General features: G+C 58.9%; 20 protein-coding genes and 2 pseudogenes. 11 read left to right on the top strand and 11 right to left on the bottom strand.

Features of this window, described 5'->3' with window-relative positions:
* Positions 1 to 216: 216 nt before the first annotated feature.
* Positions 217 to 1092 (top strand): non-homologous end joining protein Ku, encoded by an 876-nt coding sequence (gene ku / locus KFK14_RS19140; protein WP_212608789.1) that lies wholly within the window; start codon positions 217 to 219, stop codon positions 1090 to 1092.
* Complete coding sequence (gene ligD / locus KFK14_RS19135; protein WP_212611237.1) at positions 1092 to 3596, top strand: DNA ligase D; 2505 nt, start codon at positions 1092 to 1094, stop codon at positions 3594 to 3596. The genes ku and ligD overlap by 1 nt, the downstream gene beginning before the upstream one ends.
* A gap of 2 nt (positions 3597 to 3598) precedes the next feature.
* Here ligD and KFK14_RS19130 read toward each other — a convergent pair whose 3' ends face one another.
* The 5 genes from KFK14_RS19130 to KFK14_RS19110 all read right to left on the bottom strand — a co-directional run bounded on the left by KFK14_RS19130 (position 3599) and on the right by KFK14_RS19110 (position 7329).
* Positions 3599 to 4207 (bottom strand): class I SAM-dependent methyltransferase, encoded by a 609-nt coding sequence (locus tag KFK14_RS19130; RefSeq protein ID WP_212608788.1) that lies wholly within the window; start codon positions 4205 to 4207, stop codon positions 3599 to 3601.
* 262 nt (positions 4208 to 4469) lie between these two features.
* A complete protein-coding gene (locus tag KFK14_RS19125) occupies positions 4470 to 4985 on the bottom strand; it encodes a nuclear transport factor 2 family protein (RefSeq protein ID WP_212608787.1) in 516 nt (171 codons plus the stop codon).
* A gap of 65 nt (positions 4986 to 5050) precedes the next feature.
* Positions 5051 to 5866: an SDR family oxidoreductase gene (locus KFK14_RS19120; protein ID WP_212608786.1), complete on the bottom strand. Its 816-nt coding sequence runs from the start codon at positions 5864 to 5866 to the stop codon at positions 5051 to 5053.
* Between the two features lie 43 nt (positions 5867 to 5909).
* Complete coding sequence (locus KFK14_RS19115; RefSeq protein WP_212608785.1) at positions 5910 to 6311, bottom strand: GlcG/HbpS family heme-binding protein; 402 nt, start codon at positions 6309 to 6311, stop codon at positions 5910 to 5912.
* 136 nt (positions 6312 to 6447) lie between these two features.
* On the bottom strand, positions 6448 to 7329 hold the full coding sequence (locus KFK14_RS19110; protein WP_212608784.1) for a helix-turn-helix domain-containing protein: 882 nt from the start codon (positions 7327 to 7329) through the stop codon (positions 6448 to 6450).
* Between the two features lie 273 nt (positions 7330 to 7602).
* On the opposite strand from KFK14_RS19110, the gene KFK14_RS19105 reads away from it, so the two are divergent.
* Both KFK14_RS19105 and KFK14_RS19100 read left to right on the top strand, forming a co-directional pair.
* A complete protein-coding gene (locus KFK14_RS19105; RefSeq protein WP_246524707.1) occupies positions 7603 to 8364 on the top strand; it encodes a histidine phosphatase family protein in 762 nt (253 codons plus the stop codon).
* Positions 8361 to 9260 carry an NAD(P)H-hydrate dehydratase gene (locus KFK14_RS19100; protein WP_212608783.1) on the top strand — a complete coding sequence of 300 codons (900 nt, stop codon included), beginning with the start codon at positions 8361 to 8363 and terminating at the stop codon, positions 9258 to 9260. Before KFK14_RS19105 ends, KFK14_RS19100 begins: the two co-directional genes overlap by 4 nt.
* Before the next feature lie 229 nt (positions 9261 to 9489).
* On the opposite strand, the gene KFK14_RS19095 is transcribed toward KFK14_RS19100, so the two are convergent.
* Positions 9490 to 10224: an SDR family NAD(P)-dependent oxidoreductase gene (locus KFK14_RS19095; RefSeq protein WP_212608782.1), complete on the bottom strand. Its 735-nt coding sequence runs from the start codon at positions 10222 to 10224 to the stop codon at positions 9490 to 9492.
* An 83-nt stretch (positions 10225 to 10307) separates the two neighbouring features.
* Here KFK14_RS19095 and KFK14_RS19090 point away from each other — a divergent pair, with 83 nt between their 5' ends.
* Positions 10308 to 10733 carry a winged helix-turn-helix transcriptional regulator gene (locus tag KFK14_RS19090; RefSeq protein ID WP_212608781.1) on the top strand — a complete coding sequence of 142 codons (426 nt, stop codon included), beginning with the start codon at positions 10308 to 10310 and terminating at the stop codon, positions 10731 to 10733.
* Positions 10734 to 10737: 4 nt separating this feature from the next.
* On the opposite strand, the gene KFK14_RS19085 is transcribed toward KFK14_RS19090, so the two are convergent.
* A complete protein-coding gene (locus KFK14_RS19085) occupies positions 10738 to 10902 on the bottom strand; it encodes a hypothetical protein (RefSeq protein ID WP_212608780.1) in 165 nt (54 codons plus the stop codon).
* 127 nt (positions 10903 to 11029) lie between these two features.
* Between KFK14_RS19085 and KFK14_RS19080 the strand changes: the two genes are divergently transcribed.
* The 3 genes from KFK14_RS19080 to KFK14_RS19070 are packed head-to-tail and all read left to right on the top strand — an operon-like array spanning position 11030 to position 14306.
* Positions 11030 to 12262, top strand: coding sequence for an FAD-dependent oxidoreductase (locus tag KFK14_RS19080; RefSeq protein ID WP_212608779.1), 1233 nt, complete (start codon positions 11030 to 11032; stop codon positions 12260 to 12262).
* Positions 12259 to 12675: a thiol-disulfide oxidoreductase DCC family protein gene (locus KFK14_RS19075; RefSeq protein ID WP_246524706.1), complete on the top strand. Its 417-nt coding sequence runs from the start codon at positions 12259 to 12261 to the stop codon at positions 12673 to 12675. Before KFK14_RS19080 ends, KFK14_RS19075 begins: the two co-directional genes overlap by 4 nt.
* Positions 12672 to 14306 (top strand): saccharopine dehydrogenase family protein, encoded by a 1635-nt coding sequence (locus KFK14_RS19070; RefSeq protein ID WP_212608778.1) that lies wholly within the window; start codon positions 12672 to 12674, stop codon positions 14304 to 14306. The genes KFK14_RS19075 and KFK14_RS19070 overlap by 4 nt, the downstream gene beginning before the upstream one ends.
* Before the next feature lie 187 nt (positions 14307 to 14493).
* Here the strand turns inward: KFK14_RS19070 and KFK14_RS19065 are convergent, their stop codons facing one another.
* Positions 14494 to 15408, bottom strand: a complete 915-nt coding sequence (locus tag KFK14_RS19065; RefSeq protein ID WP_212608777.1) for an SDR family oxidoreductase — start codon at positions 15406 to 15408, stop codon at positions 14494 to 14496.
* Between the two features lie 80 nt (positions 15409 to 15488).
* On the opposite strand from KFK14_RS19065, the gene KFK14_RS19060 reads away from it, so the two are divergent.
* On the top strand, positions 15489 to 16085 hold the full coding sequence (locus tag KFK14_RS19060) for a TetR/AcrR family transcriptional regulator (RefSeq protein WP_212608776.1): 597 nt from the start codon (positions 15489 to 15491) through the stop codon (positions 16083 to 16085).
* Between the two features lie 174 nt (positions 16086 to 16259).
* On the opposite strand, the gene KFK14_RS19055 is transcribed toward KFK14_RS19060, so the two are convergent.
* Positions 16260 to 18107, bottom strand: a complete 1848-nt coding sequence (locus KFK14_RS19055; RefSeq protein ID WP_246524705.1) for a DUF3857 domain-containing protein — start codon at positions 18105 to 18107, stop codon at positions 16260 to 16262.
* Between the two features lies 1 nt (position 18108).
* Here KFK14_RS19055 and KFK14_RS19050 point away from each other — a divergent pair.
* Positions 18109 to 19331, top strand: a pseudogene (locus KFK14_RS19050) (IS256 family transposase).
* 715 nt (positions 19332 to 20046) lie between these two features.
* Here KFK14_RS19050 and KFK14_RS19045 read toward each other — a convergent pair.
* Positions 20047 to 21039 (bottom strand): toll/interleukin-1 receptor domain-containing protein, encoded by a 993-nt coding sequence (locus KFK14_RS19045; protein WP_212608775.1) that lies wholly within the window; start codon positions 21037 to 21039, stop codon positions 20047 to 20049.
* Between the two features lie 248 nt (positions 21040 to 21287).
* Here KFK14_RS19045 and KFK14_RS19040 point away from each other — a divergent pair.
* A protein-coding gene (locus KFK14_RS19040) for an IS3 family transposase (RefSeq protein ID WP_115288562.1) occupies positions 21288 to 22414 on the top strand; the annotation gives its coding sequence in 2 pieces (ribosomal slippage) (positions 21288 to 21519 and positions 21519 to 22414; 1128 coding nt in all).
* A gap of 19 nt (positions 22415 to 22433) precedes the next feature.
* Here the strand turns inward: KFK14_RS19040 and KFK14_RS19035 are convergent.
* A pseudogene (locus tag KFK14_RS19035) lies at positions 22434 to 22937 on the bottom strand (ParB/RepB/Spo0J family partition protein); the annotation flags it as partial.
* Between the last annotated feature and the right edge of the window lie 145 nt (positions 22938 to 23082).

Genomic DNA, 23082 nt, shown 5'->3' with positions numbered 1-23082 from the left:
TAAAAGCGGAAGGGTGAGCGCTGGTTGGCTTCGCAGCTTAACGCGAGTAGCTGCTTTGTTTGATCTTCGCCATAATCCTTGGCGGCAACGAGAGTGTCGCGACGCCCATCGACATCATTTTATCACCGCCGATTTGCAGTCGCGAAAGCGGAAAGTCAGGTTCCCATTTTCCGGAACCATCTTCGTTTCTGCACGCTCTGGTCCTGGAGGTGGCCGATGCCCGCACGCGCATATTGGCAAGGACAGATCAAGTTGGCGCTGGTTTCGATTCCGGTGGAGATATATCCCGCAACGAAGTCAGGTGCCGCGGTCAGTTTCCGGCAAATTCATGAGCCGACGGGCAAGCCGATCCATTATGAAAAGGTTGTGAGCGGCGTCGGTCCTGTCGATCGCGACGAGATATTCAAGGGCTTTGAACTGTCCAAAGGCAATTATGTCCTGCTGGAGCAGGACGAGATAGAAGCAGTGAAGATCGAGAGCCGCAAAACCCTCGATCTGGTTCAGTTTGTCGAGGCGGACGCGATCGACGTCCTCTACTATGAAAAGCCCTATTTCGTGATCCCCGCTGATGGCCTGGCGGAGGAGGCTTATGCTGTGTTGCGCGATGCTTTGCGCCAGACGAAAAAGGTTGGCCTTGGCCAACTGTCCGTACGCGGTCGTGAGCAGTTGGTCTCGCTTAAACCCTGTGGGCGCGGGTTAGTGCTGGAAGTGCTGCGTTATGCCGATGAGGTGACAAAAGCACAGACCTATTTCCGGGGCCTGCCTGACGATGTAGCGGATGAGGATATGCTGGACCTTGCGGTCAGCATCATCGACAAGCGCACCGCGCCCTTCAAACCGGAAGAGTTCCATGACCGCTATGTCGATGCGCTTCATCGCCTGATCGACAAGAAGAAAAAGGCGAAGGGCAAGCGCATCATTGAGGAGGTCGATGACGCGCCCATGGGGCGTAAGGGCGGCAATGTCATCGACCTGATGGCGGCGCTCAAAAAGTCGGCGGGCGCAGGCGGACGTAAGACCTCTGCTGCGCCAAAAGCTCCGGTAAATAAGGGCGCCCCCAAAAAGGCTGCGTCAAAACGCAAGAGCGCATGATGGCGACAGCCGATCCTCTCGCCCATTATAATGCCAAGCGCGATTTCAAACGGACACGCGAACCCAAGGGGAAGGTCGCGAGGGCAGGGGGCAACAGCTTCGTCGTACAGAAACATGCAGCCACCCGGCTACATTGGGATTTCCGGCTGGAGATCGATGGCGTTCTAAAAAGTTGGGCCGTCACCAAGGGGCCAAGCCTTGACCCGGCCGACAAGCGGTTGGCGGTCAAGACCGAGGATCATCCACTCGCCTATGGTAGTTTTGAGGGTAATATCCCCAAGGGCGAATATGGCGGCGGCAGCGTCATGCTGTGGGATCGTGGCACCTGGGAATCCATGCCAGGTAAGAGCGCCAATGACCTGAAGGCGGGCCATCTCCATTTTATCCTGCGTGGTGACCGGATGAAAGGGGAGTGGCTGCTCGTTCGGATGAAGGGCCGTGCCGGCGAGAAGCGCGAGAACTGGCTGCTGCGCAAGATCGACGATGAATATGCCAGGGAGGATGAGGATTTGGTCAAGCGCGCGCTGACGAGCGTGCTGACCAATCGGTCGATGGCCGAGATCGAGGCAGACACGGGCGGCACGCAGTCGCTTAAAGGCGTCAAGGGCATAGCTTTCGCCGACAAGATGCAAGCAGCGAAATCTCACAACGCCCGGGTGAAAACAAAAGGCGCGACCGCAAGAGCTGTCATCCCACGCTTTGTGAAACCACAGCTCGCGACATTGGTGGATGAGGCGCCGACCGGCAATGGCTGGCTGCACGAGATCAAATATGACGGCTATCGCGCCATGATCGCGGTCAACGGCGGCACGGTGAAGCTGTTCACACGCAATGGTCTCGACTGGACCGACAAGTTTGGCCCGCTGGTCGAAAACATCGCCGCGCTCGATCTGCCGCCCGCGCTGATAGACGGAGAGATCGTGGCTTTTGGCGAAGACGGTAATCCCAGTTTCTCAGCGCTCCAGTCCGTGTTGAAACGCGGCTATGGCGCGCAGCGAGCCGACACGCCCTTCCACTTCTTTGCTTTTGATCTGCTTGCCCTCGACGGGATGGATCTCAAGCTGCTGACCACCATCGAACGCAAGGAACGGCTGGAGGCTCTGTTGGCTCCAGTAGAGCCGCCAATCCATATCTCCGACTATCTAATCGGCGCGGGCGAGACGCTCTATCGCAAAATGTGTGACGCTGGGCAGGAAGGCATCATTGCCAAGCGTATTGACGCCCCGTACCGAAGCGGTCGCACGCGCGACTGGGTAAAGGTCAAATGCACCCGGCGTCAGGAATTCGTCATCATCGGCTGGACGAAGAGCAGGGCTAGAGCCCGCGCCTTTTCCTCCTTGCTCCTGGCGCAATATCACGGACACAAGCTGGTCTATAGGGGCAAAGTCGGCACCGGGTTCGATGCGATGATCATGGAGGACCTTGCCCAAGCCATGGCTCCTCTCGCTATTGATGCAGCGCCGATCGAGATTCCCCGCGCGGAGACGCGCACCGCGCAATGGATCAAGCCCAAGCTCGTCGCTGAGGTCGCCTTTGCCGAATTTACCAGTGATGATCGTGTCCGTCATGGCAGCTTTCTTGGCCTGCGCACGGATAAGTCCGCAAAATCCGTCAAACCGGAAAAGGCTGCTCCTGCTCCACCCCCCGCAAGCGATGTGAAGATCAGCAGCCGCGATCGCGTTCTCTTTCCTGATAGCGGCCAGACCAAGGGCGATCTGGCTGACTATTATAATCGTATGGCGCCATTGATGCTGCCTTTTGTCGCCAACCGGCCGATCAGCCTCGTTCGCTGCCCACAGGGGCGTGCAAAGAAATGCTTCTTCCAGAAACATGACAGTGGCGCATTCGGCGATCATGTCCTGCATGTACCGATCCGCGAGAAGGGAGGTGGATCGGAGGACTATATCTACATTGAGGATGCCGATGGGCTTATTGCCTGCGTGCAGATGGGCACCATCGAATTTCACGGCTGGGCGAGCCGTGCTGATGCTGTTGAAAAGCCAGACCGCATGATCTTCGACCTGGATCCCGATGAGGGCATGGCGTTTGCAAAGGTCAAACAGGCTGCTTGTGATATCCGCGACCATCTCGCCAATATCGGCCTTGTCTCGTTTGCCATGCTTTCCGGTGGCAAGGGTGTGCATGTGGTTGTACCGCTCACATCTGGCCATGACTGGGAGACACATAAGGACTTCGCTTCGCGCTTCGCCCAAGCGTTGAGCACCGCCGAGCCCGGCCGCTTCGTTGCGACCATGAGCAAGGCCAAACGCAAGGACCGAATCTTCATCGACTGGCTCCGTAATCAGCGCGGAAGTACGGCCATCCTACCTTATTCCGTCCGGGCACGAGCCGGAGCACCTGTCGCGGTGCCGATCGAATGGGACGAACTTGATGAAATGAAGAACGCGCATCCGTTCAATCTTGCTGATGCAGACAAGCTTTTGGCGCGATTCAAACATCTCAAAGGCTGGGGCTTTGTCGCGCAACAATTGCCTGAAATATAATCTCAGCTCTTTTGTTGCGCCAGCCAAATGGTGCGGTGACCGCAGTCTGGATCTTTAGGGGTATGTGCGATTACGGTGAAGCCAGCGGCGGCAAGCAAACTGCGGTATTCCTCTGGATCGAGGCTGCCGTGATAGAGAGGATCGCCCTCCAGTTCGCCGATCGCCTCGCCTTCGGCGTCCCCGCTGGTGAACATCAGGGCGGCTCCCGGCGCGGCATGCGCCTGGAAGCGCGGTATCGTGTCTCGCTGCTCCGCAGGGGAAAGGTGGAAGAAGCTGTCCCACGCGAGCAATCCTGCGAACCGCCGTCCAAGAGCGAGGCGCCGCATATCGGCAAGTTGCGCCGCGACGCCAGGCAGGTTGCGCCGGAACTGCGCCAGCATCGCCGGTGTGGCGTCTATGCCGGTGATATCGAAGCCGCGTCGGACAAGCTCGCGTGCGATCGGGAGGCCAGAACCACATCCTATATCGAGCACCGCAGCCCCGGCAGGCAGTATCGCGCAGAAGCGATCAAGCCATAATGCCTCGACCAGAGTATCGCTGCGCATCCTGGCCCAGGCCACGCCATGACGCTGATAGACATCGATTACGGAAACTTCGGTGCTGCTTGTCATGCTTGTCTCTCAGAACAGCATATCTGTAGTTTCGAAATACGCTATCAGACCTCATGCCAACTGGAGCAACGCGATCGGGGACGCAACCTGATCGACAGATTTTTTACCGATCGTCGCAATTTTCCTTCCATTTCAGGATTTGACCCTCAGGAGACATTCACGCGCAAGGATCGCTTCCTCGAAAACAGATGCTCCGCTCACGGCTCCAAGCATTGACGCATATCACGCTTTCGCATTGAAGCTGACAATGCATCAAACCGTATCAATCCGTTGGAGGAACACGCATCCACAGATCGTTGAACTCGATTGCGTCAAAAAAGGCTGATGCGCGCACAATCTGATTATCCCTCATGTCCAGGAACCAAGCATATGTGTTCACATAGGGGCGACCATCGCGAGCCATGCCTCGTGCATCGAAGAACACGATTACCGTGTCGCCATCAGCATAGATGTTGCGGATCGCTGGCTTGAGCGGCGCCTGCATCCGCGCGTTGAAAGGACGGATGACCTCGCGCAAGAAGTCCTCTTTGCAGGGATAAGTCCTCGATGCGACCGAGTTGCCTTCGATGGTCCAGCGTGCATCGTTGGCTAGCAGTTCGAAGGGACTGCCGGTTCCATTGCTCCAGGCGTCGAAGCGGGACTGGACGAGTGCGACGTTGCGTTGTTGCGCCTCGCTCCGGCTTTCTGCATCCGCGGGCTTGACGGTCATCACCGCGAGCGTGCTGGCGACGATACCGCTGATGAGGCTGCGGCTAAAACTTTTGGCGACGATGGCCATGATCATTTCCTTTCCTGCCAAAGGACGGCGGCGTCCTCTTCGACGCCGCCGTCTTGCTCATCTGATCAGATGCGATTGTCCCAAGCGGCAAGCTGGTGCTGCTTCAGCATATCCTCGATCGCCTTCGGACTGACGTTGCGGAACTTGCCCTCGTCGGCCGGAACGATCTCGATCATTGCGTCGATCTGCTCCTGCGGATCCATCTTGCCTTCAGGCGTGGCAAAGAAGTCGTCGAAGCCCTGGCGCAAGTCCGCACGCTTGGTGAAGTTCTTCGCGTCGTCGAGCCAGCGGAAGGGGTTGTCCGCCATCGTTTCGTTGTACCCGGTATAGTAAGCGCCCGGATTGATTGTCTGAACCTTGATTCCGTAGCTTGCCAGTTCCTGCTGCATCGCCTCGGCGAACGCTTCGATTGCATGCTTGGTCGAGACATAGGTGCCCCAGTTTGCGGGGGTGAACAGGCCTCCCATAGAGGAAGTGAAGACCACCTTCTTGCCCTCAGACCTCTCTTCACGGATCCAGCGCTGGACGATACCCTGGGTCAGCTCCAGCGGCAGGAACACGTTGTTCTCATAGTTGCGGCGGACGATATCGACGGGGATTTCCCATACCGGACCCGGCTCGCCACGGCCGGCATTGTTCCAAAGGATGTCAAACTCCCAACTCTGGGCCTGTTTGATATCATAGGGGTCATAGAGGTCGAGCCGTTCGACCCGGATACGATCGTTAAGGCCGAGTGCTTCCACCTCTGCGCGTAATGCGGTCACCATCGGGGAGACCTCGCAAGTGGCGATGATATTGTGCCCGTTGCGGGCCATGCCGATGGCGGCAGCCTTGCCGAAGCCCGAGCCTGCGCCAGTGATGAGGATGGTCTTGGTGGTCATGATATATTCCTTTCGTCTGTCTTATGGGTGCTGATGGGGAGTGTTAGTGGGTGAGCGCCGCCGCAGCGGCGGTCGCGATGTCGAGGTCCTGATCAACAGCGCCGCCGGAGACGCCGACCGCGCCGATCATCGCGCCATCGGCGTCGATGACGGGGAGGCCGCCGGCGAAGACGACAAGGCCGCCGTTCGTCTGTTCCAGACCGGGCGAGGTGCCACCCGGCTTGCAAAATTCGCCGATGACTTCGGTCGGCATCGTGAACAGCGCAGCCGTGCGGGCCTTGCCGAGGGCGATATCGATGGAGCCGATGAGGGCGCCATCCATGCGGCTGAACGCCTTCAAGTGGGTACCGGAGTCCAGCACGGCGATATTGACCGGAACACCGATTGCTTGCGCCCGCGCCTCGCCGGCGGCGATGATCTTGCGGGCGGCGTCAGAGCTAATCATCTTGTTTCTCCTGCCTTTTCAAGGATCGGGAGGGCTGTTCCCTTCCGATGAGGCAGGTTTAGGCAGTGGACGGCGGAAGATATTTCCCGATCCTGCGGCCTGATGCGCAGATCTTGCTATATTGATCTAATGAAGATCAGTGTCGATGGATTTCGCGATACTGGCCCGGCGTAAGTCCTGTCATCTTGCGAAAAACGCGAATGAAGTTCGCCTGACTGCCAAAACCCGTGTCGAGCGCGATCTCAACGAGTGAGGATTCAGCCAGGCCCAGCTTCTCGCGTGCCGCCTGCACGCGGCGGTCAGTGACGTAACGGCTGGGGGATAATCCGGTCGCCTCGCGAAAGAGGCGGGAAAAATGGAAAGGACTGAGACAAGCCTCGGCAGCAAGGTCTTCCAATCCGATATCGTCGGCAAGCCTCGCCTCGACGAAATCGAGGACACGTTTAAGTCGCCGGGGATCAAGAGCTTGGGATTTTACCTGCGGCTGCCATCGGTCGACGCCATAATTGCCAAGCAAATGGCCGGCCAGCGCCGTCTGCATCCCATCTACCATAAGCCGGTCCGTCGGCTGCTGCGGGCGGCCAAGCATGCCTTGAAAGGCGGCGCCAAGCTGCTGCAGCATGGGGTCGGCAAAACCGCCCGCGTAAGCGAGCTTCGCCTTGACGGGGTCGATCTCATAATCTTCGAGCGCACTCTGCTCGATCAAGGTCGGGGGCAGGAAGATATGCAGCGTCTCGATCGACCCCGACAGTTCCAACCTGCGTTCATGCGTCCCCGCTGGGACGATCCATGCTGTGCCGGGCCGGGCGATGCCCTCCTCCGCCCGCCCGTCACCCTCACGGCTGACGCCAGCTTTGCCGGACAGGATCAGCACGATTTCGGTACATGCGGTGGTCACCGCATTCTGCGCGCCAGATCCGATCAGCCGTCGCTCAAGGCGCAGCGACGACCATTCGGCGGGATCGCCAAGCTGCTCGCTGATGAGATATTTCTGGTCGCCATGTGTCGCAAGAGCCATATCGAGACCTCACGGCAACACCCAATATGCTACCCGTTTCTAAGTGGCAACCATCACACTTCGGGAGCGCAGAAACCGTCCTCGCCGAACACGACCCATAGCGGCCGAACAGCCTTGAAAATTTAAGAACGGGTTGCCGACCCTCCGCTTCTCTCATGCCCGCTACCATCGCGTGACGGATGATACCGTACCAAGCGCCACATGCTGATTTGTGGGAACTACTAGGGCTCACGAGCACTTGCTGAGTAATGCCTGCTTTTTGAGGAGAAGGCTTTGAGTGGATCCGGCCGCTGGCCAAACCAGCTAATCATCGTCCGCCATGGGCAGAGCGCCGGCAACGTCGCGCGCGACGCAGCGCATGAGGCGCAGGAGGATCGTATCCTTCTCTCCATTCGCGATGCCGACGTGCCACTCAGCGATATCGGGCGGGAGCAGGCAGCGGCGCTAGGACATTGGTTCGCAGAACAGCCGGAAGAAGACCGACCGGAGGTCATTCTATCCTCGCCGTACCTCCGCGCCTGCCAGACCGCCGATATCTTCCGCAGCGTTGGCGGCGCGCCCGGGGACGAGCCGATCTGCTTCGATGAGCGCCTGCGCGAGAAGGAGTTTGGAATATTGGATGGGCTGACCAACACGGGCATCCGCCATCTCCAGCCCGAACAGGCCGCCTTGCGGCAGTTGCTCGGCAAATTCTACCACCGCTCGCCGGGCGGCGAGAGCTGGTGCGATGTGATCCTGCGGTTGCGGTCTGTTATGGACACTATCTCGCTCCATTATGCGGGCAAGCGGGTGATGATATTCTCGCATCAGGTCGTGGTGCTGTGCTTACGCTACATTATCGAAAATCTGGACGAGCAGGAGATACTCGCCATTGATGCCGAGGGCGACGTCGCCAACTGTGCAATCACTGATTATCGTTTCGATGTGGAGGCAGGTAAGCTGGTGTTGCAACGCTACAATGTCACAGCGCCGATGGAGGAAGAAGCGACGCCCGTCACCAAGGCGCCGGATCGTATCGCGGGCGCGCGGGGGTGATCGAAATCGATGAAGCGTGGCTCGCCGCTCATCCTTTGCCGGGCTTTGACACTGTGTCCGACAAGGACAGCCGTGGCCGCGTGCTGGTGGTCGGCGGGGCGGAGTTTGTGCCCGGCGCGCTGCGGCTGACGGGCGAGGCAGCGCTGCGCACCGGTGCTGGCAAGCTGCAGATGGCGACAGTGCAATCAGTGGCGATGGCGTTGGGCGTGCTGATCCCTGAAGCGGCTATGATTGCGTTGCCGTCCGACGAAAAAGGCGAGATAGCGGCGGAGGCGGCGGACGTGCTGCACGAACGCTTTCTGCGCTGCGACGCCCTAATCCTCGGACCCGGCATGAGCATCGGGGAGCGGACAGACCAGTTGGTCGCCGGCCTCCTCAGCACGCCCGACGCCTCGCGCACCATCTTGCTGGACGCGGCGGCGCTGACATCGGCGCGATATCTGGAGGAACTTATCGCAGCGCATGATGGGCATGTCATCCTGACCCCACATCATGGCGAGATGGCCCATCTGGCCGGGCTGGACGTAGAAGCGGTCAAGGCCGACCTGGAAGGCGTGGCGCGTGATGTTGCAAAGCGCTTTAACGCAGTCATCCTGCTAAAGGGACAGGAAAGCCTGTTGGCAGAGCCGTCGGGCGAGATATTCGTGCATCGGGGCGGGACCGTGGGCCTAGCCACCGGGGGATCAGGCGATGTGCTAGCGGGCATCATCGGCGGGCTGGCTGCACAGGGCGCCTCGCCACTCACGGCTGCCGGATGGGGAAGCTGGCTGCATGGCCGGGCGGGCGAGGTTCTGTCACGCCGAGTGGCTATGGCGGGCTTTCTCGCGCGCGAACTGTCGCCGTTAATTCCGGGCCTGATCGACGATGCCACACTCAACAGAACCAAACTTCTCTGAAATTCGAGCCATTCCGTCCTATTAGCAGTAGATTTCTCGATCCCAGTTCCAGTCTGTCCGCCATCGCTTTTGGCTGCTTCGCAACCATTCAACTTAAGCGGGAAATCGGAAAAACAGGCCATCGATAAAAACTCAGATGGACTGGCGGTTCACGCACCATTCGCCTTTTCTGCTACCGGACGCCGGCTTGTTTTAACGCAAGCCGGCGCGGAACTAACGAGCGGACGGCTTAGATTTGAGCCAGTCCGCCATCGGTGAATAGCTCGCTTCCGGTCATGAAGCTGCTGTCGGATGAGGCCAGAAAAGCTGCGGCGGCCGCCACCTCGGATGGATCACCGACATGACCGATCGGCGTAGTCGCGCCCATCTCGATCATTGCTTCCTTGCCGACTACCTCGGCCGCCAGTTCGGTCAGCGTTGGCCCTGGTGAAAGCACATTGACGCGGATTCCGGTGCCCCGCAAATCCTGCGCCCAACTGCGCGCAAGGTTGCGCACGGCCGCCTTGGACGCGCTGTAAATACTGAAAGCCGGTGTTCCCATCACGCCCGTCGTCGATCCGGTCAGAATGATCGAACCGCCCGCACTCATGAGCTTCAGCCCCTTCTGCACGGTAAAAATAGTGCCCTTCACATTGACATCGAAGGTCTGGTCATAGTGGTCGGGTGTAATGTTCATCAGCGGCACCATCGCACCTGTTCCGGCATTGGCGAACAGGATGTCGATCGATCCGCGTTCGGCCTTCGCTGTCTCGAACAGGCGATCGAGATGGGTCGGGTCGGCAACCGATCCCGCCACAGCGCGAACCGCGGGGCCGAGTTCGCGCAGGGCGGCATCGAGTTTTTCCTGTCGGCGCCCGAAGATATAGACGAACGCGCCCTCCGCGATGAAGCGCCTAGCCGATGCCAGGCCGATGCCCGTGCCGCCACCGGTGATGATGGCAGTCTTGCCTTCCAGTCTTTTCATAAGTGCCTCCAAATCTAAGGTTGCACGTAGCTGGCGACACACATACCTATCGACAAGTATGCACTTTTTGGTAAGTATCAAGAATGTCCAAAGCTTCTAAACCCACGCCCGAATCGTCGGTGCCCGCAGAAGCCTGCTCCGCCGGGACCGTTGCCCCCAATTTCACCTGCGGCCTCGATGCGACGCTCAAGGTCATTGCTGGCAAGTGGAAGCCGTTAATCCTCTATTTCCTGCTCCAGGGACCCAACCGCTACGGTGTTCTCAAGCGGGCGATCCGCGACGTGAGCGACAAGGTGCTGATCCAGCAGTTGAAAGAATTGGAGGCGGACGGGATACTCCTTCGGACCGATTATAAGGAAGTGCCGCCGCGGGTCGATTATACGCTCACGTCCCTGGGCCTGAGCCTCGCCCAGGCGCTTGAACCGCTATGTGGCTGGGGCACCGCGAATATGGCGGAAATGCAGAGAATTTTCGCCGAGCGCGATGGCTGGCAGCGCAGATCGGCTTGATCCATTATTCCCTTTTCGGACCCATGAAAATGACCTCAAAAGGAGTCGGTGTGGCAGAGATCTTCATCACCGGCAGTCCCGCGCCGGTCTGAGCCTGGCAGCCACACTTCCAATGAAAGAGATAGGCATATTCCCGCAAAATCGACCCTTTCAAGTCATTCACGGCCATGATTTGCATCTCAACAAGCAGACTTCATTCATGACGTATCTTAGTGCCGCATTGGGTTAGGATGCTGATTCCAAAACGCTTGCGGCCTCTTATTGGATAGAGCGGCATGCTGAGCTAGACAGCCGCAATGCGGGGGCTAGATATCGCGATCGCTGGCTGCGGGCCATGTGGACTGACGGCGGCGCTGCTGCTTCATCGTGCCGGCCATCATGTAACGCTGTACGAACGATTTGACACGCCCCGACCCATCGGATCCGGCTTGATGCTCCAGCCTACGGGCATGGCGGTCCTTTCCAAATTGGGATTGCTGGATGCCGCACTGGCGCAGGGCGCGCGCATCAATCGGCTGTTCGGTAAGGCGGGCAAGCGAGTCGTCCTCGACGTCCATTACGCCGCCCTCCGCCGCTCAGGCATGTTCGGGATTGGCATCCATCGCGCCAGCCTGTTCGCGATACTGCACGAAGCCGTCCTGCAATCAGGCATTGCTGTCCATACCCGGCGCACGCTGATCGGGAGCGCGCTAGTAGAAGCGAAGCGCTCTCTGCATTTTGCCGATGGAGAGACGAGCGATCCCTATGATCTCGTGGTCGACGCGCTGGGCACACGCACCCCACTGGCCCCGGCGACCGGCCGGGAGTTGGCCTATGGCGCACTGTGGGCAAGCCTCGACTGGCCGCAGAACGCCGCATTCGATCCCGACATGCTCGTACAGCGTTACGAGCGTGCCAGCATCATGGCAGGCGTGCTGCCCATCGGAACGCCGCCCGGCGCGACAACGCCCAAGGCCGCCTTCTTCTGGTCACTCCACGCGGACCGGCTGGACGACTGGCGCAAGGCCGGACTGGGGCCATGGAAAGCGCAGATTGCCGCGCTCTGGCCCGACTGCATGCCGTTGCTCGACCAGATTCATGATCTGGATCAGTTGACCTTCGCCCGCTACGCCCATCGCACCCTTGCCGCTCCAGCGGAACCGGCACTGGTCCATATCGGCGATGCCTGGCACTCTGCCAGCCCCCAGCTAGGTCAGGGGGCAAATATGGCCCTGCTAGACGCCTGGGCGCTGGCGAAGGGTCTTGCGGAGGAGGATACCGTCGATGAAGCTGTGCAGCACGGCATCAGACTGCGCCATCGCCATGTGCGGACCTATCAATGGCTCACAGCGCTGTTCACGCCGGTCTATCAGTCGGACAGCCGCCTGCTGCCGTTGATCCGCGACCGTGTGGTCGGTCCTCTATCCAAGCTCTGGCCCGCCACCAGCATACAGGCGGCGATGGTGAGCGGGCTGGTTGGCAATCCGCTACCGCCGCTAGGACTGGATAGCGATCTGCGGATCGGAGCGCCCATGGCGGAGGCCGCATGAGAGACGCGATGAGCAACAGTAACGGTCCGATCATCGTCTTCGACGCAATGTGCGTGCTCTGCTCCGCTAATGCCGCCTTCGTGCTGCGCCATGACCGCGCCGGTCGCTTCCGGCTGGCATCGATGCAGGGCGAGATCGGCGCCGCGCTCTACCGCGAGTTCGGAATCGACCCGGCTAATCCGGAAACCTTGATCGTCGTGGAAAATGGTCGGGCCTTGCGGGACAGCGATGCGGTACTGGCGATATGGGCTGGGCTGGACCGTCCCTGGAATGGGCTGGCGACGTTCCGTATCGTTCCGTACTGGTTGCGCGATCCCGCCTATCGCTGGATTGCCCGCCATCGTTACCGGCTGTTCGGTCAGCGATCGACCTGCTGGATACCGACACCGGAACAGGCACGTCGTATTCTGTGAGCCGTATATTGCTCCTTGGCGGCTACGGCGGCTTCGGCGGACGCATCGCATGGCGTCTCGTCTCCGCGGGGCATGAGGTGCTGGTCGCTGGCCGGTCTATTAGCAAGGCCCGCGCTTTTTGCGGGGAAGCGCCCAGCCTTATCCCTCTGACACTGGACCGCAGCCGGATCACCACAGCTCTGGAGGAGCACAGACCAACGATAGTCGTGGATGCCTCCGGTCCGTTTCAGGCAATGGATCATGCCATTCCAAAAGCCTGCATTGCCGCCGGGGTTCACTATGTCGACATAGCCGATAGCCGAGATTTCGTATGCGGAATCCGGGCACTGGACGATGCCGCCAGGGCCGCGGGCGTCACCATCCTGTCCGGTGCATCCAGCATGCCAGCGCTATCAGGGGCGGCAGTTCGGCATCTGGCGCACGGCATGGACCGGGTGCGCGCGGTCGAAATGGCGATCAGCGCATCCAACAAGGCGACGGCAGGTCCGGCCGTGTCGGCCGCCATAATAGGACAAGTGGGCCAGCCCATGCGCATCTGGCGTGGTCAGCACTGGACGAAAGCCTTTGGATGGCAAGAGATGCGTTCCGTCCGGTTCCAATGCGCGGGATCGGCAGCGATCACCGGCCGGAAGGTTGCACTCGTCGACGTACCGGACTTGGCTCTTATGCCGGAAAGGCTGGCAGGATGTCCGGCTGTCAGTTTCCGGGCAGGCACGGAACTCTGGTTCCAGAATTGGGCACTGTGGCTCACCAGTTGGCTGGTGCGGTGGAGGCTTGTCGCCACTCTCGCGCCGCTTGCACGCCTGCTCCATCCGCTTCAATCCCTGACCCGATCACTGGGCAGTGATCGCTCCGCGATGAGCGTTCGCCTGTTCGGCGACGTCGCCGGTCGGAAGGTGGAACGCCGATGGACGCTCATTGCCGACCGGGGAGATGGCCCGGAAGTACCGACATTATCCGTGGTGCCCGTCATTGCCCGCATCCTGTCAGGACAAGAAGCTGCAGGCGCCCGCGATGCCGGAGAAGCGCTGACGCTCGACGATTATGCCGATGCCTTGGGAAAACTGGCCATCCATCACGATACGAAAGAACTGTCTGCTCAACCGTCCCTATACGAGCGGGTTATGGGTAATCGCTTTGCAATGCTCCCGCCGGAGGTGCGCGCGATCCATGACGTGTTCCGCGATGGCGGAGCAACGGGAGAAGCCGAAGTGACCGGCGCGGCGAACCCGTTCGCAGCATTGATAGCAAGGATCGTGGGTTTCCCCAAACCCGGACGTCACCGCCTGCATGTCCATTTCCGGGAATTGGATGGCTACGAAAGCTGGACGCGCGATTTTAGCGGGCGGCGTTTCCAGAGCCATCTCAGTCAACGTGGACGCTGGCTTGTCGAGCGTTTCGGTCCTTTTCGCTTTGCCTTCGACCTTCCCAGCGATGCCGAGGGATTGACCATGATTATGGAACGATGGTGGGTCGGCCCCCTGCCGTTGCCGAAATGGCTGGCTCCAAGTTCGACCGCACGAGAATGGTCGGAAGGCGGGCACTTCCATTTCGACGTTCCGATTGCGTTGCCCTTGATCGGGCGGCTGGTCCATTATCGCGGATGGCTGGAACCATTGGAAAACGGATAGCCCATCGTCGACCCATTGCAGCCATTTAGCAGCCAGATTTTGGCGCCCAGGAGCGGACCGTCAGCTAACTAATGCCTTCCTTCGAGAAGCCCGATAACGAAATCGTTACAAGAGCGATAAGTCGTTGTCAGCCTTTGAGAAACCGGAACGATTTTGGTCATTGGACAAAGTCGGAAAATTTTTGTGATCAACCTTCAAAACCTCGGACCAACACGTCGGACGTTTCCCACAGCCGTCGTACGATCGCTTCGTCCTGGGCCGCAGGCGGGACTTTCGCAGGTGCAGGATAGCCACGGGTTTCACTGAAGGCGTCCGGGCCGTAATATCCGGCAGGCTTCGCATCATGCGCAGTCGCGGCGAACAAAGTGGGTAGCGCGCCTTGCGCGGCGGGCTGGAACAGGAACCACAACAGGCTCCGGGTAATGCCTATGCCACTCCAACGGCCGGGCGCATTGTGAAGCAGATCGGTACGAGCAACGCCGGGATGCGCAATGATGCTGGTTATACCCCAGCCAGCCGCCTCACTGCGGCGCTGTAGTTCGAGCCCGAACATCAGGCAGGCCAGTTTCGATTGGCTGTAGGCCGTCATGGGCTTGTAGCTTTTCTTGGTATTCAGGTCGTCGAGATTGATCACCCTATTTCTTGCGGCGACGCTAGACAGGGATATCACGCGCGCATCCTGGCCTTTGCGCAACAACGGCAATAGCCTGCCGGTCAGGGCGAAATGGCCGAGGTGATTGGTGCCGAACTGCAGCTCGAAACCGTCCGCCGTTTGCTGCCGCACCGGAGGAACCATGACGCCAGCATTGTTAACGAGCAGATCGAGTTTGTCGTGCCTGTCTCGCAACCGCGCCGCAAAATCCCCGATCGATGCAAGGTTGGCGAGATCGAGCATTTCGAACCGCACTTTTGCGGTGGGATGCTTGGCTAGAATTTCCCTGACCGCGTCTGCACCCTTCCCCGGGTTGCGGCCTGCTATGATTGTCTCGGCGCCTGCCCGAGCAAGAGCCAATGCCGTTTCGAAGCCTAGCCCGCCAGTCCCCGTCACCACCGCAACGCGGCCCTGCTGTCCCGGCATGTCTGCCGTCGTCCACTTGCCCATGACCCGCCCTCTCTATAATTGCATCAAGTGCAGCTATATATTTGCACTGAGTGCAAATTCAAGACCGAAAGTCAGCGTCGATGTCGTCTATCAATTCAAAATCGCCGGAAGGGCTAAGGGCTCGCAAGCAGCGTGAGACCCGGCAACGTATTACCGATGCCGGCATCTGCCTGTTCCTTGAGAAAGGTTACGATGAGACCACTATTGACGATGTCGCCGCCTCTGCTGGAATTTCGCGGCGTACCTTTTTCCATTATTTCAAGTCGAAGGATGATATCCTCCTCTCCCTGCAGAGCGGGATGGGCGACAAGATCGCAGACGCGGTCCGTAGAGCCCATATCGACAAGCGCCCGCTCGAAGCGGTGCGTGAAGCCGTGCTGGAGGTGTGCGGTACCGTGCCGCCCGAAGATATGAAGGCCATCGACCGGTTGATGCGGTCGAGCGAAACAATCCAGGCGCGCAAGCAGGCCAGCTATGTGGAGCATGAAAGTACGTTGTTCGCGGCGCTGATCGAACGCTGGCCCGACCCGGAACGTCAATCAGCGCTCAGGCTTGTGGCGATGCTCGCTATAGGGGTGATCCGTCTGTCAACGGACGCTTTTAGCCAAGAGGGAACGCAACAAACTATGATCGACCTGATGCGCAACGCGTTTGATGCGATCCAAAGCGAGGTCTAGGTAATGATAGTTTCCGGAACGATCCAAGCCGGTCGCTTAGTGCATAAATAGTACTGCCTAGATCCGGACGGGCAGCTTTCCTTCAGTCAAGTCTGCACCGAACAGAAACTGGGCAACGATCCGTGCTAATTCACCAAAGATTCAAGAGCGACAAAAGCAATTGTGCTTAATCGCTCAACGCCTTGTGCCAGGCGCGAGACATGGCACTTGGTCAGAGGTCCAGTCAATGTCGTAGGTCGCCGGCACGATCGTTTCATGCTCGCTGACCACCGTTTTGCTGACTGGATTATAGTAGATCCAAGCCCTGCTGTTGTCGAATTTGGCTATACGGTCATTGTCTTTCTCCGCACTTGCGGCGTCTATTTCCTGCTGTTCGATCCGTGAACCACGGATCATGCGAACAGCGCCTTCTCGAATCTCGAAAGCACGGTAATAATTTCGGCCAAAGATGTGCGTATCGAAACCCTCGTTTGTGGTCCAGTTAGCAACCTTCGTTGATGTGGGCAGTCGAACAGTGGTAGCGTAGCAGTTGAAATCAGGCTCATTGTAATAAGGCAAAGACTTGTCGCCGGCGCGCGTCCGGCGCTCAGGAGGACTAAAGCCACCACCAACAAGAGAAAGCGATTTGGCTCCGTCGCCATCATCATCCCAGTCGACCATCCAAGTGCCGGCAACTGTCAGTATGCTGGCCTGCGCTTTCTGATCGTATCGCCATTTGACGTCATCGATAGTCTGCCACGTGCCACCAACCATTTGCTGACGTAGGCCGTTAGTCAGTTGATCTGCTGCGATGCCAGCGAGTTGAACCTGCTGCTGCAACCCTTTGATACCGCGCATTATGGTAGTGCTGGTTACTTTAGCCGGCGCTTCAAAACCGGCTCGCGCGTCGATTTCAGTAAGAGTGATCTCCTGCGGAACCGGAAAGGGATGCCAGGCCAATGCTTGGATTGAATCACCCTGCGCCGTCAGAGGCAATACCCAGCGATACGGAAACGCGGGCGACACACTGGGCGGGACCACAGGCGGCAATGTACCGTCTAGCCAGTAAATTGCGCCATTGATCTTTACCCGGACGAGGACATGATCAAACATACGTGGACTTGGGAGCCGCTCATCCATCCCATCATCGCCCCCGCTGTTATTGACCAGAACTGGTTCCGCTTCGATACCCATTTCCGCCAATAGCGCCAGAAGCAGAGCGGTTTTACCTTTGCAGTCGCCATAACGCCGCACCCAAGTTTCATCAGCTGTTGCAGGGGTAAGATTGCTGCCGTTCAGGCCGACATAAACGTAGCGCACATCCTGCTGTACCAAGTGCAGCGCAGCCGCAACTCGATCGATTGGACTGGTGTTTGCGGCGACAATGCGAGCAACTTCTGTTTTGAGAGACGACCCTCCGGATAGCCTGGCCGCTTTAGCGAAAAGAGGTGCAAAGTGGCGCGAGATAGCCGCCCAGTCCCTAAAGCTACTATATTCGACAATACGCTGCCACTGGTAGCGCGGTGGGGTATTGGCTGGCGGCGTTAGCAGCGGCGGATTGTCGAGGCGTACATCCATGGCTCCGTCGCTGGTTTGGGCAACGGTTGCTAATTCTGGTGTAATCTTGACTGTGGGCTTGCGATCTTTTTCCCAACTAAGGCCAATATGATAGCGGCCCGCAGCCGGTGTTGCTGCAATAAAGAGAATGCCTGCATCATTGTTGCCGAGTGTTGGGTCATTGGCATGAACCGTTATCGAAACCTCAAGTTCGTCACCCACGCGCAGGTCGGCAATGCGCAGAACCGCGGTCAGTAACCCGTCCAACCTGGCAGCTTCGAGTTGATCCTCGCGGCGCAGAATCTCAAAGGCTGCACCAGCGAGCACATCGATCGTTTCATTGCCCCGATAAATCTTGATCGCGTGCACTGTTGGAGAGCCAGCAGCCGGGTTCCAAGTAATAGATAGGTTACCGAGCTGAAGCGCGTTGGGGACTGTCAGGATTTCCGTGTGTGGGCGGGCATAATGGGCAAGAAGGAGTCCCACTATGTCCCGACGCAAGGAGCCGGTAATTCCGGCTGATTTACTGGATCAACTTCTGGCTGGCGGCGATGCCACGGCAGCCCTTCAGCAGGGTGGCCTTCTGGATTCGCTGAAGAAGGCGCTGGCCGAACGCGCCCTCAATGCTGAGATGGATCATCATCTTGGGCACGGCGACCAGGCCGGCAACAACCGTAATGGCTATGGCCGCAAGACGGTGGTCACGGACACCGGCAAGATCGAGATCGAGGTACCCCGCGATCGGCAGGGCAGCTTTGATCCGCAACTGATCGCCAAGTACCAGCGCCGGTTCCCCGGCTTCGACGACAAGATCGTGTCGATGTACGCGCGCGGCATGAGCACGCGGGAGATCACCGGGCATCTGCGCGAGCTATACGGCATCGACGTTTCGCCGGACCTCATATCGACCGTCACCGACGCCGTGCTCGAGGAGGTCGCCGCCTGGCAGGCCCGCCCGCTCGATCCGGCCTATCCGCTGGTTTTCTTCGACGCCATTCGGGTCAAGATCCGCGATGAGGGCATGGTCCGCAACAAGGCGATCCACATCGCGCTGGGTGTGCTGGCCGATGGCACCAAGGTCGTTCTGGGCCTGTGGATCGAGCAGAACGAAGGCGCCAAATTCTGGCTGCGCGTCATGAACGAGCTGAAGAACCGTGGCGTCGAGGACATCATGCTGGCCGTTGTCGATGGCCTCAAGGGCTTCCCTGACGCAATCACCGCCGTGTTCCCAGAAGCCGTGGTCCAAACGTGCATCGTCCATCTGCTGCGCAACTCAATGGACTTCGTCTCCTGGAAGGACCGCAAGCCGCTGGCCACGGCACTGAAGGGCATTTACCCGCCGTCGACGCCAAGGCCGCCGAGGAAGCACTCACGGCCTTCGAGGACAGCGAATGGGGGCGGCGCTACCCTGCAATCGGCCAGAGCTGGCGGCGGGCGTGGAGTGAAGTTATTCCCTTCTTCGCCTTCCCCGACGAGGTCCGCAGGATCGTCTACACCACGAATGCCATTGAGGCCCTGAATGCCCAGCTCCGGCGGGCGGTCAGAGCCAGAGGACACTTTCCCAACGACGAGGCCGCGACCAAGTTGCTCTATCTGATCTTGAACAGATCCGAGAAAGAGTGGAAAATGCCGCCGCGTGAGTGGTCCATGGCCAAGGCCCAGTTCGCCGTCCTGTTCGGCGAACGCTTCATCAAGGCCATGGCGGCGTAATGTTTAACCGCCCGCCCACACACGGAAATCCTGACAGTCCCGCGCGTTGGCATGCAGTATTTTTATGCGATATCCGGTATATTGGTCCTGCCCATCTTTACCAAGGCGAACTAAAGCGTCATTACGGCGCACGAAGACACTACCAGTTGGATTTTCAGGCACTGCCAAAAGATCTGACGGCACCGCCCATGCTGGTACTGGTCCGCGCTTCACGGGATTTTTTTCTGCTTGGGCCGCCCCATGTATCACTATAAGCGCTGTGACGAGCAATGCCGAAAACCGCACCGAATTCCCCCGAACTTATTTCCCAGCCGGTATATCTTGAGAGTGCGGCAACACAATGTGCAAGTAGCCGGTGAATTTGAGCCAACTTGGCACAAAGCCTTTGCAGCAATAAGCCACCCACTCTTCAGCTCCCGACCCTAAACGGACGCGCTCTTGCCAATTTCTCTTTCCCAACAGCAGAACGACAGCTTTTCGGACAGACGCTGGCTTATGATTTAGCAGTTGGGTCGGTCTGGAGGGGCGACTTTTTGTTCAGCGATACGACAATTCACGCTTACCCAAATGCTGCCGATCCGGCGTCTGGTACATTTTGTTGCCTACCGAGCTAGCAAAGTCTGTCACTCCGGACAGGAGGTGATATCAAACTTCTTCGCATGCGTGAGGTCTGCCATTGCCCCTGTCGTGAGCAAGTCTCAGCGCAAACCTAACGTCAAATCGGAGGCACCATCACTTCCTTCAATTGCACATTGAAATCACCATCAAAGGTTACACGAACGCAGCCGATTACGCTCGCCGTCTCGACGAAGCCTTTGAAGGTGCCAACGATTTGATCATCGGCATTTAGGTACCCCGCAGCCTCGTAACCAGTTACCTGCTCGATACTAACGCTAGTGCGAACTGGCTCCTGCAAACCCATCATCCACAGCGGCATACCGGGCGCTCGGGCATCCTTCTCGTCTATGTAGTGGAAGCGGCTCGGGCGTGCCGGATCGGTTGAGATTACCTTATCGTCGGAAGCCACGTCGATGCTGTCTAAACCCAACTCGGCATTGATCGCCTGCAATCCCTCAAAAGGCGCACGCAACCTGAAATTCGCAATGAGGGAGCCATTCTCCGACCGCGATATATATCCCCCCGTCACGACGAAACTTGTCCCATCCATCTCGGGAACAGGAATGTTGAAATTTCTATAGGTGACAAAACCGCCGGCTACACGGGCATTGGCCCCAAAACCTGGAGCCAACGGCTCACCTTTGTCTAAGACCGGATTAGATACCCCCATTGCCAGTAGGAGCAATCGAAGCGAGTGCTCCCATCCAAGTTGTGGTACGTCCACATACTGGATGTCGCTGAGTTGGCGCCCGCCCCCTAAGTCAACTGGCGGTAGCTGCTCCAGATCGGCTTTAATCGGGAGCATCCACCGGCGCCCCGGAGGGCGCAACCGCGCTTCCTCAGCGGCCAGCATAAGCTCTTGATTAGCAACGCTGCGATCCCGATCCGCCCACTCCCGCGTAAAGATGGGCAAGTAATAGCCGCCCTCTTGAATGGCTGTGCGTAGGACCCGCTGCCATTCATCGCCCGGAGTGATCCGACCGGGCTCTTGGGAAAACCAAGGGTCAAGACCGTTCGCGCGTAATTGCTCAGCCACCCATGCGGCGAGTTTCGCATTTTCCATGACGTAAGAAATGAAAACGTGGGCCATGCCCCCTCTCCTGACACTCGCAAACTAATTCGAACGATCGGTGTTGCCGAAAACGAGCGCAGTCGTCACGACCTATTTCCGGCCTACTTTCGCGAGAGGGCAACTCCGATCATACAAGCGCGCAAATCCCCGCGGTGGAGGTGCCTTGCCGCTCCACACTGACCCAAAGAGCCGGTCCAGAACTGGACTTGTAACGGTTTTGCGCCGGTCACCTGAGCGATTAGAGCTCGCAACAGGAGACCGACGAGATGATCAAGCATACAGAAGAGTTCAAGCAAGAGGCGGTACGGATCGCGCTGACCAGCGGGTTGCCGCGCGATCGGGTTGCATCGGATTTGGGGATAGGGAAGTCGACGCTGGGCAAGTGGGTATCGCAGTATCGGCCCAGTGATCTGGTTTCAGCGCCGCAGGCAGATCTGGCGCGTGAGAATGAACGCCTTCGCCTTGAGAACCGTGTGCTGCGGGAGGAGAGGGAAGTGCTAAAAAAGGCCACGCAGTTCTTCGCGAGCCAAAGGCCGTGAAGTTCGCATTTGTGCATAGCTGGCGGCACCGGTGGCCCGTTGAACTGCTCTGCCGTGTCATGGATGTCAGTGAACGCGGCTATCGTTCCTGGCGCTCGCGCCCGATCAGCAGGCGGGAGCGGACAGATATGAAAGTGCTGGCCCATATCCGGGAACAGTACAGGCTGAGCCTTGGCAGCTACGGCCGTCCTCGCATGACGATGGAGTTGAAGGAGGTAGGGCTCGATGTTGGCGAGCGCCGGGTCGGGCGGCTGATGAAGATCAACGGGATCAAGCCAGTCCGCACGCGCAAGCACAAGGTTACGACTGACAGCCACCATCGCCTGGGTGTCGCAGCGAACTGGCTGGACGGCGATTTTGCCGCAGATGCGCCCAACCGTAAATGGGCCGGCGACATCACCTATATCTGGACGTCCGAAGGCTGGCTCTACCTTGCCGTCATTCTCGATCTGCATAGCCGTCGCGTCGTAGGCTGGGCAGTCAGCGACAGGATGAAGAAAGACCTGGCGATCAGGGCGCTGGATATGGCGGTGCGCCTGCGCCAGCCTCCCGAGGGCTGCCTTTTCCATTCGGATCGCGGTAGCCAATATTGCTCCTACGACTATCAGAAAAAGCTGCAGGCCTATGGCCTGCGTCCATCAATGAGCGGCAAGGGAAATTGCTACGACAATGCGTCCGTCGAGACCTTCTTCAAATCCCTGAAGGCGGAACTCATCTGGCGGCAGAGCTGGCCGACGCGGCGTCAGGCAGAAGCCGCCATCTTTCAGTACATCAATGGCTTCTACAACACCCGTCGCCGCCATTCATATCTAGGCGGCATCAGCCCGCTCGCGTTCGAAGCCAAGGTGGCATAATGAGATAGGTGACCGGCACAAAACCGTTACAAGTCCAGAGAGTGATCTGGCCTGAGGCAAGGGCCTCGAACACGACCGGCGCAAGCGTTGCAAGGCGCAGACGGCCCTCGACAAAGCGGACCGTCAGACCGAAGCGGCGGGCAACATCTTCAACCGTCGCACCTCCTACCACCACCGCGGCAAAGGCCTGGGCCTCATCGGCTGGGTTCATGGCCAGACGGTGGAAGTTCTCTGCGAGGCTGGTTTCGATCGCGGCCTCAGCGCTGTCTTCGAGCACGAGGCAGGTGACTTCGTGATCGCGGGAAAGGATCTTTTCGTCGGCGAGCGCGAGCATCGCGCGGCGGCGACGCTCCCCAGCTTCGACCTCGAACTTGCCCTTGGCGGCGGGCCTGACGATGAGGTTCTGCAGCAGGCCGCAGGCTGCGATGCTGGCCTTGAGCTCGGTTTCGGCAGCTGGATCGCCGTGACGGCGGACATTGCGGGGAGACTGGACGAGCTTGTTCAGCGGGATCGACTTGATCATGGGACACACTCCTGATTGTGAGCCCGGTGCATCGACCATCGACGCCCAAATGGCTCAATCAGGGCAAAGCCCGCTCCACTCTTGTGCTTTCGCAGCAAATCTTCCGATAGCCACGGGCAATGACGAATGGCTATGGTTGCGGGCG

It is taken from the genome of Sphingobium phenoxybenzoativorans, from assembly GCF_018286635.1.
Classification (GTDB): domain Bacteria; phylum Pseudomonadota; class Alphaproteobacteria; order Sphingomonadales; family Sphingomonadaceae; genus Sphingobium; species Sphingobium phenoxybenzoativorans.
Note: the sequence above shows the minus strand (reverse complement) of the source record. Positions and strands in the feature narration are given on the sequence as shown.